Annotated in this window: 8 protein-coding genes; 6 read left to right on the top strand and 2 right to left on the bottom strand. The window is 36.8% G+C overall.

All coding sequences use genetic code 11. The annotated features are described in order from the left end of the window. Window positions 1–9: 9 nt before the first annotated feature. Entirely contained in the window at window positions 10–963 is a 954-nt protein-coding gene (locus tag IQ247_RS20800; protein ID WP_322745543.1) for an NB-ARC domain-containing protein, read from the bottom strand. Between the two features lie 626 nt (window positions 964–1,589). On the opposite strand from IQ247_RS20800, the gene IQ247_RS20795 reads away from it, so the two are divergent. Both IQ247_RS20795 and IQ247_RS20790 read left to right on the top strand, forming a co-directional pair. After that, on the top strand, window positions 1,590–3,671 hold the full coding sequence (locus IQ247_RS20795; RefSeq protein ID WP_193923027.1) for an NACHT domain-containing protein: 2,082 nt from the start codon (window positions 1,590–1,592) through the stop codon (window positions 3,669–3,671). Window positions 3,672–3,681: 10 nt separating this feature from the next. Beyond that, window positions 3,682–4,395: a CHAT domain-containing protein gene (locus IQ247_RS20790; RefSeq protein ID WP_193923025.1), complete on the top strand. Its 714-nt coding sequence runs from the start codon at window positions 3,682–3,684 to the stop codon at window positions 4,393–4,395. A 176-nt stretch (window positions 4,396–4,571) separates the two neighbouring features. On the opposite strand, the gene IQ247_RS20785 is transcribed toward IQ247_RS20790, so the two are convergent. Continuing rightward, window positions 4,572–6,899: an NACHT domain-containing protein gene (locus IQ247_RS20785; protein ID WP_193923024.1), complete on the bottom strand. Its 2,328-nt coding sequence runs from the start codon at window positions 6,897–6,899 to the stop codon at window positions 4,572–4,574. Window positions 6,900–7,164: 265 nt separating this feature from the next. On the opposite strand from IQ247_RS20785, the gene avs2 reads away from it, so the two are divergent. From avs2 to IQ247_RS20765, 4 genes are all read left to right on the top strand, one after another. Beyond that, window positions 7,165–11,409 (top strand): AVAST type 2 anti-phage system protein Avs2, encoded by a 4,245-nt coding sequence (gene avs2, locus IQ247_RS20780; protein ID WP_193923023.1) that lies wholly within the window; start codon window positions 7,165–7,167, stop codon window positions 11,407–11,409. A 191-nt stretch (window positions 11,410–11,600) separates the two neighbouring features. Next, a complete protein-coding gene (locus IQ247_RS33645; RefSeq protein WP_375341242.1) occupies window positions 11,601–11,681 on the top strand; it encodes a type II toxin-antitoxin system HicA family toxin in 81 nt (26 codons plus the stop codon). A 371-nt stretch (window positions 11,682–12,052) separates the two neighbouring features. Beyond that, window positions 12,053–13,117 (top strand): CHAT domain-containing protein, encoded by a 1,065-nt coding sequence (locus IQ247_RS32725; RefSeq protein WP_228059920.1) that lies wholly within the window; start codon window positions 12,053–12,055, stop codon window positions 13,115–13,117. Between the two features lie 23 nt (window positions 13,118–13,140). Then, the gene (locus IQ247_RS20765) at window positions 13,141–15,114 is read left to right on the top strand and encodes an NACHT domain-containing protein (RefSeq protein WP_193923022.1); all 1,974 of its coding nucleotides are present in this window, start codon (window positions 13,141–13,143) and stop codon (window positions 15,112–15,114) included. Window positions 15,115–15,129 lie beyond the last annotated feature (15 nt).

Here is a 15,129-nt window from a genome sequence, read left to right as displayed (position 1 = left end):
CGCTAATTATCAATAGGAACCATATCTAATGCCTATTCTTGTGTACAAATTAGCTATCTTTGCTATTGGGCGATCGCAGTCTAAAAGGCACTTATGGTAAGACTTTGGTTGTTTTCGGAGATGTCTAATGTCTTGAATCAAAATCTGCCAAGAGGTACCGCTTGCTACTTGAGCAGCAGCTAATTCCAAAGCCAATGGTAGATAACCAACAGCTTTTGCTAAAGCTTGTGCGGACTTAATTTCATCCTCTTGTAACTGCTTCCCTTGCTTGTCAAGTTTCTTTGTTAACAACTTTAATGCTTGCGTTTCCGTCATCACATCAAGAGAAAACGTGTTGGCACCGAGGAAATTCGCTATAGATGCATCTCGTGTCGTCACCAACATCCGAGTGCGATCGCCACCAACTTTGAAAGCTTGTACGGGTTCCCAGCCCAAAATTTCATCTATCCAAGCGTCATCAACTACCAGCAACACCGCTTTATCAAAAAGTAGCGTATTCAAATGGGCTGAGGTTGCTTCAATACTCGTAGCGCGATAGTTATAATCACCCAAACCCTGCACCCAACCACCCAGCAGCGAGAGAACATCCGGTTCTTGACTTAAAGTTGCCCAAAGTATACCATCACAGAAATGCTTTTGGATATCTGCGTCATGTGCTAAAGCTGCTGCTAAAGTTGACTTCCCCACCGAACCCAAACCATGAATTGCACTAATTACCAAAGTTCCACCATCAGCCAACAAACGCTGTTTCAAATCTCGGCTGATTTCGGGACGGTCTACGTAATATTCTGGTGTAGGTGGTGCTTGAAAAACCTTTAGCCTCAGCGTGTTCGCATTTGAAGAGTTGTTGATAGTAATGCTTTGATTAACGGTTTCGATATTAACGTCACGCCCTACCTGAGCATCATCAATGATACTTTGGTTTGTTTGCTGGGGTTTTCGGCTGTTTTCATCAGGTCGCACGTTATTACCGCTTTTTACTGAGTTATATGAAATAATAGCAACATTTTTGATTTAGCGACGTATGAATACAGGATTTTGTGCCAACCAATTTCAGCAAATCATTTTTCAAAAAAGGAAGCTTTTAAGTTTTCAATATAAACTTATGATATGTATAACACCTTCAATACCTATTCTTATTAAGCGTTTTCGGAAAATCATCAAACAGCTTATTTTTAGCGTTCGTACAGTATTTATTTAAATTGCTTTTATAGATATTACTCACACATTATTCACTTAAAAAATATTTATAGATGATTAATTAAGTAAAGCCTTCAAAGTAATTAATAATTATTAATATTTCGAGATAAATATTTATGATATTTAAAGGCTAATCTTGTAACACAGCGCATAATTCGTTATATACTAAGCTAGTAAATACACGTAATTAAATTGAATTAGAAGTAAATTTATTTAAATAGTCTAAATTACTTAATTTTTTGCTTGCTTATCGTTTTAATTATATTTTACGTACTTACTGATTAAGCAGAAAATAATAGCTAGTTCGACAAAAAGAAATTTGAGAAGTATTTGCAAACCACTAGAAATGTAAATACAAACTTTAAACTTAAAAAAAATCAACGGAAATTATGGACAATCATTATAATCGTAACACAAAGACACAGCAAGATGCTTTTAAAAATATACAAGCTAATTCAGTCAGTATTGGTTCTATAAATCAGAATGTTCAACATCTTTTTAGACTTCAATCTCAACAAGAATCAGAGATTAATTCACGGAGTCAGTTAATCAAGTATTTAAAGGGAGAAGTAGAACGTTGGAAAGATGATTATTTGTATAATAACGAGTGGCTAGAGCCTCCACTACAAGAACTAAACGAACTTGTTGCACCTTCCTATAGTAAAGAAAGAGGAATACCAGGAAAATCTCATTCTCAGGAGTTGTTGGAAATAAGCATCAAGGACTTTTTTAAAAAAGAAAAAATTAATGGTAGACTCCTAATTTTAGGAAACCCAGGAGCAGGAAAAACAGCAGCAAAAATGCAACTTGCTGAAGAATTGATAATTTGTGCCGAAAATAATTATAGTGAACCTCTACCATTTTGGTTTGACCTTTCTTCCTGGAATGAACAACCTCTGGAAAAATGGTTGATAGTTGAACTAAAAAATGGATACGGTATCAAACCAGGGTTTGGTCGCAAATTATTCGTAAATCGCCAGATATTGCCGATATTGGATAATTTAGACCAACTAAAGCTACCTCGTCAATTGAAATGTCTTACAGCAATTAATAACTTTCTCAAGCATGATAGATTGATTCCTTTAGTTGTTTGTTGCCGTCTTGAAGGATACAATCGTTTTAATCAGCTAGCTCTCAATGCAGCAGTATGCTTGCAGCCTTTATCTGGCGAACAGGTGCAAGATTACTGTGTACGTGTAAAAAATTTAGAGCTTTCAAAGCTTGTCAATCATGACCCCATTTTTTTTGATTTTGCTAAAACACCATTTTTCTTATATTTAATTAACTTTACCTATGATTTAATAAATACTGAAAAATGGCAAAAATTGGATTCTAATGAAAAACGTGTTTATTACTTATTTGATATATTTATAGACAAAAACAATGAAGAAGCTTTAAGTCATGCAAAAGGTTGGTCAAAAGCCCAGATGGTTTATAAAACTAAGACTAGATTAGCATGGTTAGGCAACCAGCTTAAATTACATTCTTATACATATTTCTTGATTGAAGATATCCAGCCAAGCTGGTTACAAAATAAAAATCAAAGAATGCGATATCGTTTATTTATTGCATTAATGGTTGTATTTCTGAGTCTGCCAATATCTCTTATTATATCTGCGTTTATGCTTATGGCATTTAAACAAGCAGAATTAATAGAAGTTATGAAAGATGTAATAAATATTGAAGTCGTATTTATTTCACTATTAACAAGTATAAGTTTAGCTGCAACAGTTGAATTACTCGGTTTAACAAAAGAAATAAAGCCCATTGAAACGCTCAAATTACCAGGACATGAATTAATTAATGTATTGAAATTAGTTCATTTTCGAGAAAGATTTGTAAGTGCAATTTCTCTGTCATTTACTCAATCAATTTCTGCTAACGATAATAGCAAACAAGTCATGCCGTTTATTCAGCAGTATGCGTATACTTTGTTTGGGTCTATCAATAGTATTTTTGGGTTAATATTTAGAGGATTACTTGGTTGGTTAATACCGCCGATTGCATTATTACGCGGACTGTTAACTGCGTTAACCGGACCAAATATAGATATAAAGAGAAGAGCAGTTCCTAATCAAGCTATTTATAAATCATTATTTAATACCGTACCTCTTGCTTTAATATTTGGGTTAATAGGATTACTAGGAGGATTCGGATTTAAGCTTTACGAAGCCTATATTAATGATGCTTTAAAATATGTATATAATTCCAACGATATAAGCTTTGGCTTATTTTGTGCATCATTAGGGGCATTGCTTGGAATAATGTATGCAGGTTTGCCTGTAATTCAACATTTCGCATTACGTTTTGTTTTGTATCAAGATGACTTGATTCCCTTTAGCTTTGCTGATTTTCTCGAACATACAAATAAATATCGTTTAACCCAAAGATACGGTGGTCACTATTCTTTCATCCATGATTTATTGAGAGAATACTTTATAAAGTTAGCACCAGATGAATCGAAAAAATAGTTTCACAATTATGAGTAATCAACCCACCTCTGATAAAATACGGCAAAGCATTCTTGAAAATATCCAAGTTGGTGGGAACATAACCGTTGCAAATATTACCCAAAGCAATCATTCGGATACAATAAATCAACCCACAAACGCAACCGAAAATCCAGCCCCAAAGCGTACAATACTAATCCTTGCATCTAGCCCGGTAGATACAGCCCGATTGCGCTTAGATAAAGAAGCACGGGAAATTGATGAAGGTTTACGAAGGGCACAAAAACGAGAACAATTTACTCTACAACAAAAATGGGCAGTTCGTCCTAATGATTTCCGTCGCGCACTTCTAGACTTTCATCCCCAAATCGTTCACTTTAGCGGACATGGTAGTGGAGAAAAGGGGCTTATGTTAGAAAATGATGCGGGTAAAATACAGCTAGTTTCTACTAATGCTTTAGCCAATCTGTTTAAATTATTTGCTAATCGCGGCGTAGAATGTATTGTACTCAATGCCTGTTATGCTGAAGTTCAAGCAGAAGCTATTTCTGGATACATTAATTATGTAGTGGGGATGAGTAATGAAATTAGTGATGATGCAGCGATAAAATTCGCAGTCGGTTTTTATGATGCATTAGGTGCTGGTTGGACTTATGAAGATGCTTTTGATATGGGATGTAGTGCGATCGCATTGGAAGGGATTCGAGAAGATTTGACCCCAGTATTAAAAATAAAAACCCGTTAAGGGTATAGAATTCGGTTCATAACTTAGTGCGATACATCCGATACTCCATTGCGAACAAATTCACAACTAATACAATAAAATCTAATTTTTTTAACTGCTAGCAAATTGAGTCACATATAGATTTTCTGGAATAGTCACCTTTTTTAAACTTTAATTCAGCTAATAATATTTGTAGATTAATTATGCCAAGAATCATAAAATTCTGCATATGGTATATTTTGGGCACAGTGCCATAAGACTAAGTAGGAACATTTAAAACGATAAAATTCGTTTTCATATGCTGGAACTTGATTTCCATAAATTGGCGCATCAAGAAACTTATCGGTTCTTAAACATTCTCTTAAGCTTATAACCACTTTCTTAAGTAGATGGTTCGGAAGAATATCTACTAATCTCAAAGCAGTATTGATAATACTTATACGTTTCTTAGTAGAACGCAATCTAATAATTAAAGCATCTATTTCTTCTTCTGAAGTATCTTTTATATAATTATTTTCATTTTTGAGTGGATGATGTATTGAATTTGAGTTTTCTTCATAAGGTTCATCAGGGTTATAACCAGACATAATCGCGTAGGCTAAGGTAATAGCATTTTGCCTCATAATACTAGGGTCATCGTCCGGGTTATTTTCATCAGAGTTATCTAGCTCATTTAAATAGTTATATACTATTGCGTCATCAGTTGATGGTAAAACTGTCATAGCAGCTTTAGCAATTGGATTCTCCTCGGAATAGCCAAGACTCCAATCAACAATTTGGGTCACAATTTCAATGCTTAGAGCGCAATTTTTAAATTCAGCAATACCCTCTGCTGCCAAAAAATAGGCTCTAAAAGAGTAAAAACCCATACAATCATCTTCAAACTCAAGAAGCGACTTGATAAAATTCTCCTTTTGCTGGATTAATTTAGTATTTCCTTCTCGTCCTAGCCATAACAAAATTACTTCTTTCCATTGCGCTTCAAAAATTCGATACACATAGTTCTTATGATTATCTTGTATTAACTGGTGATATTGCTCATCAGATTCTGATAATATTGTCCATGTTCCTATTTCTTGCCCTGCAAAATAGTCTAAATTCTGAGGGCTAAAAAGTCTTCCGAATTCTTTATAATTCGGCAAATAGTTTTGGTTCTTATGATTCAAGAAAAAGTGCCCATCATCAATTGCTAAAGCTGCAAAATATTCTTCAAAAGTTGGATGATAAAAAGCATAAATATTCTTTGAAGGCTTTTTCGGGTCTAAACCCACTAGGACTAATAAATTTAATTTCAAAGCTAACTTCAATAACGGCTCATCTATCTCACCTAATTCAGAAGCAACTAAGTCATGATTTAGTACAAAACGAGACTTTTCTTCATCAATTGCTCGCTTTGCTAAACTTCCTAAAGCTTGATTTAATTCCCTTTTTGCTGCTAAACGAGTCGAAAACGTTTCCGGTGTCCAATCCTTCCACTCATCATAAATTGCATCAATAAATTGGGCATATAGTTCGGCTTTAGTGTCTGGTAAATTTTCTTCTCCTAATTGCCAACTTCGGCATAATAACGAGCAGCGTAATGGATTTCTAATCAAATCGCGAATACGTTCTTTACCAGGACTTTCTATAGCTAGCAGTAACTTTTCTGCTGTTTCCCTCTTACTAATTTTGCTAAACCAATTGTTGATAAATTGCTGTACCTGCTCTGGCTTAAAATCCAAATTACGATAAACATCAAACCCACTTAATCTTCCTTGAACAATTTCCCAAATATTTAACCGACAACTTAGTATAATCCGCGCACTTGCTACCCATCCCGTCTGCAATGAAGAAATAAACTGCGCTTCTGTAGGATTAGTCATTTCATCTAACCCGTCTAATAATAGCCATACCGTTCCTTCACTAAACTGTTTTTCAAAGTCTTCTTTAATTATTGGTGTAATGTTAGCAGTAGCTGTGGGTAGCCAAATTTCTATCAAATATTCGCTGAGGGTGCGCGTTCCTACCGTTCCCAAGTGTACCCATATTGGTAAACCTAAATTATTATCTACAACCCATTGGGCAATTTTTTGTAAAAGTGTAGTTTTTCCTGCTCCTGCTTCTCCAGTCAAAGCTATGCATCTTCCTTGACTTCTGGGGGTTTTCCCAAGTTTTAAAGCTTCTTCAAAAAACTTTTGGTGTGGAATTGGCGTAATTTTCTCACGGAATATATTTGACCCTTCTTCTGGGGAAACATCTTTAATCTGCTTGCTGACTATTTGTTTTTCGACTAATCCTAATGGTACATATACATCATCCAACTCAAAAGATACTCCAGCACGATTAGTAAATAAATTTGAGGTAAGCGCTTTGACGTTCTTCAACATCGACTCGCAGATTTCCTTCCAAGAAAAATCTGGCGATATACCTTGATTTACATCTCCTTGGGTTGCACTTTGAATGATTTTTAAATAAATGTTTCCACCTGCTTGAAGATTACTAGCAGCAGTTTGTTGAATTGGATTGGAATCAGGCTTATCGTTCATTTACTTGAAATAACAGTATGTTGTTTAGATGATAACCTTGGCGCTGCATATTAAGTTGTAGGCTCAAAATTATACGTTTATTATTTTAGTTACACAAATCTCAAACCACACATTTTTCTCAAAAATCGCTATATTTAAGTAAATAAAATCAAATACGAGTCATAGGCAAGCTATAGATAATAAATATTAAATGAGTTAGCAAGGAAAAAAATAATACAAAACAAAAGTTTAGTAATAGTTAGCTATGTAATCCAGGAAAACCGAGGTGCCAGATAATCGCTCACAAGAAAATCAACAACCATTAGTTCGGCAGGAAATGCTGAATAACCCGAACGCGGGTGGCAATATAACTGTTAATAATCCTACCCAGGTAAACAATAATTATTTTGCACCTCCACCACCGGAACTTACCATCGATGGAATGGTACAGCATTTTCAGGAAGTGAGAGCAAGTGCTGGTGCCCGCTATACTCCAGAAATTCATGTTGATTTACCGGAAGCTTGGGTTTTTGAAGGGTTAGGTAGAACCGATAAGTTTTTTGACCATATTGAAAATTTATACGGTCAGCTTTGTCAAAAATTGAATCAAGCTCAACCATCAGCTAAAGTTGAGCAACAATTTCCAGAAGTAGCACAATCGTTAAATGCGCTAGGTAAAAACGGAATCGCGCTAGTAAGTGCATTAAAACAAATTGACCGAGATAAATTTACACCCATTGATTTTTCTCGTTTGGAAGTACTGGCTCAAGAAGTACAAACGGCTGCATCCCAATCTCGTGAATTGTCACAGAAGGCAGAATCATTACTTAAAAAGGAAACAACTTCAGCAGTTAAGAAGATATATGCTAGCTCTCCCGAACAACAGTTGTTAGAAAGGATTCGTTACGATGTGTTTGAAGTTTTGAAAGTTGCTGCAAAGATAAGTAACTTAGCAACAAGCGACAGCGCACAAGCTGCAAACAAAGGAGCGCTTCTATTTCTGGGGAATGCTGGTACGGGTAAAACGCATCTATATTGTGATATTGCAAAACGTCGGCTTGATGAGTCATTACCTACAGTAATATTGTTAGGGCAGCACTTCAATGATGGTGAGCCTTGGTTTCAAATGATGCAGCGGTTGCACCTGCCGTTTCGCGATCGCGATGAATTTCTTACTGCTTTGGATGGAGCAGCACAAGCTTGTGGAAGACGAGCTTTAATATTAATTGATGCCTTGAATGAAAGTTATGTTAAACACTTGTGGAGAGATGAACTTGCAGGAATTCTGAGTGTTATAAGCAATTATCCACGTATTGCTATTGCATTTAGTTGTCGTACTTCATACGAGAGAATAGTAATACCATCTGAACTTATACCTGAAAAGTTAGTTAAGGTTTATCATCGTGGCTTTGATAATCACGAATACATAGCCACAAAAACTTTTTTTGACCACTATGGTATTGAGCGTCCTAATATCCCTTTACTAGTACCAGAATTTTCTAATCCACTTTTTCTGAAGATTTTCTGCGAAGGGCTTGCGAAAAGAAAATTTACGCGCATTCCTAAAGGACTTAAAGGTATTTCAGCAGTTTTCAACTTTTTTATCGATACCGTCCATGAAATTTTGTGGAGAAAGCTTGATTACGATGATAGAACTAATTTGGTTCGGCAAGCAGTAGATAAACTAGCCCGCTACATGGCAGAAACTGGAAATCCTTGGGTAGAGAGAGAAGAAGCAAAGAAAATAGTTAAGCAAATTTTACCTACAGCAGGTCATCAGCAATCATTATTTGCGAATCTTATTAGTGAAGGATTACTTTCCGAGGATTTGGTTTATATTCGTGCAAATGATAATGAGTCCGAATTCCAGAATATTGATACTGTTAAATTCCCTTATGAGAAGTTTAGCGACCATCTCATAGTTCGCTACCTACTAAATAAATATCTAGATTTAAACAACCCAGCAGTTTCATTTAATACAAACCAGCCATTAGGAAAAATGCTAGCTGACGAATCTCAAGCATGGCGTTACAGTGGTTGGATTGAAGCACTCAACGTTCAATTACCGGAAAAAACTGGGTTCGAGTTAGTACAATTGGCTCCCCACACAAAGGCTTGGGATATTTTACAACGTGCCTTCCTGCAAAGTATTATCTGGCGCGACCCTACTAAGGTAACTGATGCGACTAAAGACTATTTGAATCAGATATTTGTTCAACCGTATGGAGAAGAAGCTGTCTACGGTTTATTACTGACAGTCGCAGCAAATCCGGAAAATCCCTTCAACGCCAGATTTCTTCATCACCACCTTATTCCCCTTGAAATGTCAGACCGCGACCAAATGTGGTCTATATATCTGAGTTCTCAGTATGAAGAACGTGGTGCTGTAGATCGTATAATGGAATGGGCATGGGAGGCAGAAAAAGCACATATATCTGATGAAGCTATCGAACTTTGCGCTATTGCATTAACGTGGTTTTTAACAACTTCACATCGTTACATTCGCGATCGCGCAACTAAAGCTCTTGTCGCAATGCTTCATTCAAGACCCCATATACTAATGCGGGTGATTAAAAAATTTCTCAAAGTTAATGACCTTTACTTGTTGGAACGCCTGTATGCCGTAGCGTATGGCATAGCAATGATTAGTAACGATGCAGTTGGGGTCGCAGAACTTGCTAGCAAAGTTTATGAATGGGTGTTTGAAGATTGCACACCACCAGCACACATACTGTTGCGTGACTATGCGCGTGGCGTTATTGAAACCGCTGCACATCGCAAAATATTGCCATCAAATATAGATTTAATAAAAGTTCGTCCACCATACCAAAGTCCTTGGTTTGATTATATTCCCACCAAAGAAGAATTAGAAGATTACGGTAGAACATGGGAAAATATGGATGACGCTGAGTGGGCGCGTCGGAAGATATACAGTTCAGTAATGGAACATGCAGATTTTGCTCGAGATGTCATAGGTACAAATCATGGTGATTTTAAATGGTCTTCGCGTCTGTTAACAGAACAAGGTCGTAACGAAATACGTACTATTAGAGAACAAAAATATAAAGAATTTATTGAGTCTTTAACTCCAAAACAAACCGAAGCTTTGCAGCGATACGAAACATTACGTTCTGGTGTCAAATTATGTCAACGTCTTGAACCGGCTCAACAAAGAGAACGTTTTAAACATGAATTCTTACCAGAAGAATTAGATGATATACTTGCTAGTGAAGAGAAAAGATTTTTAAGAACATTAGGTAAGAAAAAGCAAATAATTTTTCACGAATTTGTTTTACCTTACTTAAAAGACCCAAAAGGTGATGAATTTAGATTTGATTTATCTGTTGCCCAACGTTGGATTTTGAAAAGGGTATTTGATTTGGGATGGACGGTTGATAAATTTGGTGATTTCGAGCGTCGTCTTGTCCAAAGATACGGAGAAGCAAAGAAAGCTGAAAGAGTAAGTAAAAAATATCAGTGGATTGCTTATCATGAATTCCTTGCTCGTGTTGCAGACAACTTTGAGTTTACTGGCGATTATGAATCCGATAATTTTCCTCAACATTATCATGGTCCGTGGCAAATAGGCTCGGGAACTCGTGATATTGACCCATCATTACTATTACGTAAACTACAGGAGCAAGAAGATAACCAAAAAAAATCAACATCTGTATGGTGGCAACCAGTAGAATATGTCTTTAACGATGCTGATAAACAAGAAAAAATTGCTTGGATACCAAAAGAAAACGATTGTCCAGAGCCACTCAAATTAATTGAATTAACTAAACCTAATGATGGTCAAACTTGGCTGACTTTAGAAGGATACTATCGATGGACTGAGCCAGCACCAATAGATGAAGAAAAATTCAGGAGTCGGCGACGAGATATACGGTATCAAATACGAAGCTACATTGTTTGCCAAGAAAGTTTAAGTGAGATATTAGCATTTCTTAGCGATACTCATTTTATGGGAAGAGGGATGCCAGAATCACAATATATGTTAGACGTTTTTGTTGGTGAGTTTCCCTGGTCTTCATCGTATATAAATAATAAATTTGATGATGTACAAGATTGGGTAAAAATTTGGAAGGGACAAGAAACTTTACCTTACCAAGTTGTTGTAACAACAACACAATATTTACGTGAAATTTCAACATTTGATTGCTCTATTGACGATACAATTTCAGCATTAATGCCCTCAGCTTGGCTAATAAAAAATATGGGTCTTAGATGGTCGGGTGGTAAATTTAGTTTTGTAGATGCAGCAAACGAAATTGTAACCTTTAACCCATCCGTAGAGGAAGCGGGACCTAGTGCTTGCGTCATTTCAAAAGAAAAACTCAATCGTTTCCTAGCAGAAAATCAACTTGAAATAATTTGGACAGTATTAGGCGAACGTATGTTGATTGGTGGAAGTAATCAAAAAGATCATGGGCGTTTGGAACTTTCTGGGGTATATTATCTTAATCAAGGTGCGCTGACAGGAGAAGGACTTAAAGCTTGGCATAGAGTACCTGAAGGCAACGATTAATTTTTGTTTATCCAACTACTGTGGATACGATTAGGGTATAGCTTTAATAGCTTATCGCCAATAGGGAAAACCAGCATAATTTAGTTAATCTTTTAAAGCAAAAATTGGTTTCAAATCTTCCCATAGCCATTTATATACTAACTTGGTAAAAGGGCTAGGAGAATCTATCGTCAGTATAAACACACGATAAAATCAGGTTTGTAACAGTCCCAGGAAAATTATCTGATGATTTAGCACCAGGAACTTTAAATAGTATTTTGAAACACGCTTAATTAAAAGAAGATATAAAAGATAGTAAAGAAAAGCCACAAACGGAAGAAAAACAAGCGGAGAAAGAAAACTAATGCGTTACGCAATTGTTATTAAAAATCCGCAAATAATTACTCAGCTTATGTACCAGATTTAGCTGGATGTGTAGCGACTGGTACGACTATTCCAGAAGTTAACCAGCAAATCAAAGAAGCGAGACCTACCCTTTGGGAACCTTTTCGAGGAACGGTAACCTTCGCTAACGCATTTCATTTAGAGGAATTGCGAGAAGAAGGATTGCCGATTCCCGAACCAACAACTTTATGTGAGTATGTAGAGGCTTCGTGAAATTCCGTCGTTTATTGTCTAAAATAAAACTAAAAATCTTCAATAAATGCCAAACCCTAGCAAACCCAACGACATTATTCAACGCATCCTCAACGGGACTCAAACCGATGATGATGTGGAAGCTTTGCGTCAGTGGTTAAATAGTGGCGGTATTCAAAATCTTCAAAGTCTCCAAGTAGGAAAATACAACGTCAATATCGCAAAGGGACAAAAAAATGTCCATGTTGGGGATGAAACCTACCAAGGACTAGATGCACGAGCGATTCGAGAAGTTGCTCGTGCGGTAGTTCGGGGTTCTAATGCTACGGATATTCGAGAAATCGTTCGATCTATCCTCAAAGAAGAGTTTTCAAACTTCGCTCAACCAGAAAATACTTCCAATTATGTTAATTCCGATACTGCTGAGGAAAATTTGCAAAGTATTTTAAGCAACGTTCAAACTGGTGGAAATATATCGATCGGAAATATTACTCAAATTTACAACACTGCCGAGATTCCCCAACCAAATAATGTACCTGAAAATCCTCAAAGTAGTTCGCGTAAAACTATTTTAGTCCTAGCTTCCAGTCCCACGAACGAAGCAAGATTGCGTCTAGATAAAGAAGTACGGGAAATTGATGAGGGTTTGCGGAGGTCGCAGCATAGAGAAAAGTTTACTTTGCAACCCAAATTCGCTGTTCGTCCCGATGATTTACGTCGTGCTTTGCTGGATTTTAACCCCCAAATTGTGCATTTTTGCGGACATGGTTCAGGGGGAAATGGTTTAATTTTGGAATCAGATGCGGGGTTAGCGCAATTTGTTCCTACCCAAGCTTTAGCCAATTTATTCAAACGATTTGCAACACGGGGACTGGAATGTGTGGTTCTCAACGCTTGCTATTCGGAGATTCAAGCCAAAGAGATCGCCCAACATATCGATTACGTAGTCGGGATGAATAGTACGATTGGTGACAATGCCGCGATTCAGTTTGCAATCGGTTTTTATGACGAATTAGGTGCTGGTTGGTCGTTTGAAGATGCCTATCACGGTGGTTGTGATGCCATTGCATTACAAGGAATCCCCGAAGAAAATACCCCAGTATTCAAAAATCTAAAAAAAAAGTCCAATTAACGGCAATAAATCCGGTTGATGACTTGGTACAACAAGTGCGTACCCGTCTCCACAACAGCATCCAAAGTTTACACGGCACAATGCCATTATGGGGAATCGATAATTGGGTACCTTTAGGAGATTTATTTGTAGATGTCAATATTTTAGAAAAAACTAGCAGTAGCCGTAGGTCAGAAGTGGATGATTTGTGGCAGGATTTTACAAAGGGTGAATCCAATTACCGCAGTTTGGATCGGATTGGTTTAGGCAATCAACAGCAGCGAGTTTCTGGGTTGGCTGTGTTGGAAAAGAGTATTAACTTGATGGTTGTGGGTAAACCAGGTTCGGGGAAAACCACATATCTGCAAAGAATTGTAACAGAGTGCAATAATGGAAAGTTGCAAGCGCAGCGAATTCCGGTATTGATAAAGCTGCGGGAGTTTGTGGATAACGGACGAAAGTATGGATATAATTTGGAACTATTTTTGGGTCAACTTTGGCGGTTGAGTAATGCAGATACCGAATTAGTGCTAAGTCAAGGAAGAGCTTTGGTGTTGCTGGATGGGTTAGATGAGGTGACGGGGGAAGCGGGAAAGCAAATTACCAGGGAAATCAAGCGATTTGCTCGTGTTTATCCCCAGGTATTGGTGGTGGTGACTTGTCGGACGCAAAGCCAGGAATCACGATTTGAAAGGTTTGATTATGTGGAGGTGGCTGATTTTAATGAGCAGCAGGTGAGAGCGTTTGCAGAACATTGGTTTGGGACAGTCTGCGGGGATGCAGGGGAGAAACAAGCGCGGGAATTTTTGGAACAGTTGTTTCGGGAAGAAAATAAACCGATTCGGGAATTGGCGATTACACCGATATTGCTGAGTTTAACTTGTGCGGTGTTCCAGCAAACGGGGAAATTTTACTCGAAGCGTTCCAAGTTATATGAGGAGGGGTTGGAGTTATTGTTGGTACAGTGGGACAAATCGCGGGAAGTTGAGCGGGATGAGGTTTATCGGGATTTGTCGGTGGAGCGAAAGTTGGAATTGTTGAGTTATGTTGCGGTAAAAAAGTTCGAGCAAGAACAGTATGTGTTGTTCGAGCAGGAGGAGTTGGAGGGGTATATTGCGGAGTTTTTGGGGATCGAACGACGGGAAAGTCAGGGGGTTTTGCGGGCGATCGCATCTCAGCATGGGTTATTGATTGAGCGATCGTATAAGGTTTGGTCGTTTTCCCATTTGACTTTTCAAGAATATTTGGTGGCTAAAGACAAAATTAATAAAAAACATATTGAAAAATTAGTATCTAATCACCTGACTAACAGAAATTGGCTAGAAATATTCTTATTAATATCGGAGTTATTATCTGAATCAGGAAAAGCGGAAGACTTCTTACTAAAAATTGAACGAAATACAAAAGCTTATATTAATACAAATAGATTGAAAACTATATTTTACTGGGTAGATAAAATCACCACCGATACTGATAGTGATATTCAATTAGTGGCGAAACGTATTTCTGCATTATTTATTTTTATTCTACTTGGTATGGCTTGTGAATTTAGATATAATTTTGCTACAACTAAAAATCTTATTATTGACTTTTTACTTATCTATAATTCAGACTTAGCTGGTTTATTTGATTATACACTTGTCTCCATTATTGATATCAGTCAAGATTTTAGTCTAAACCTTTATCTTGCCGAGAAAATACAAGAGCTAAGGATATTAAATACTTCAGATAAATTGTTTAACAAACTCAATGCTCTTAAAACAGTGACAGATAATGGGAATGAATTTAATGAAATAAAGCAAGAGAATATAGAAATTATTGGATTAATAGCTTGGCTTTCATCTCTTAAAATTGACGAGGATATGTTATCTCTTGAACCGGCAGAGGTTAAAAATATTAATGATATAATTTATCTGAATACATTAATGGTTAAATGCAAGAGAACAACTAGAAAATTCAAATTGAATATTTGGGAAAGCGTTGAAAGTAATATGTTTTCATTTACAGAAAAATTCTAAATAATCACATATTTT

Source organism: Plectonema cf. radiosum LEGE 06105, from assembly GCF_015207665.1.
Lineage (GTDB): Bacteria > Cyanobacteriota > Cyanobacteriia > Cyanobacteriales > Nostocaceae > Rivularia > Rivularia radiosa_A.
This window is presented reverse-complemented; position numbering and strand designations above follow the sequence as displayed.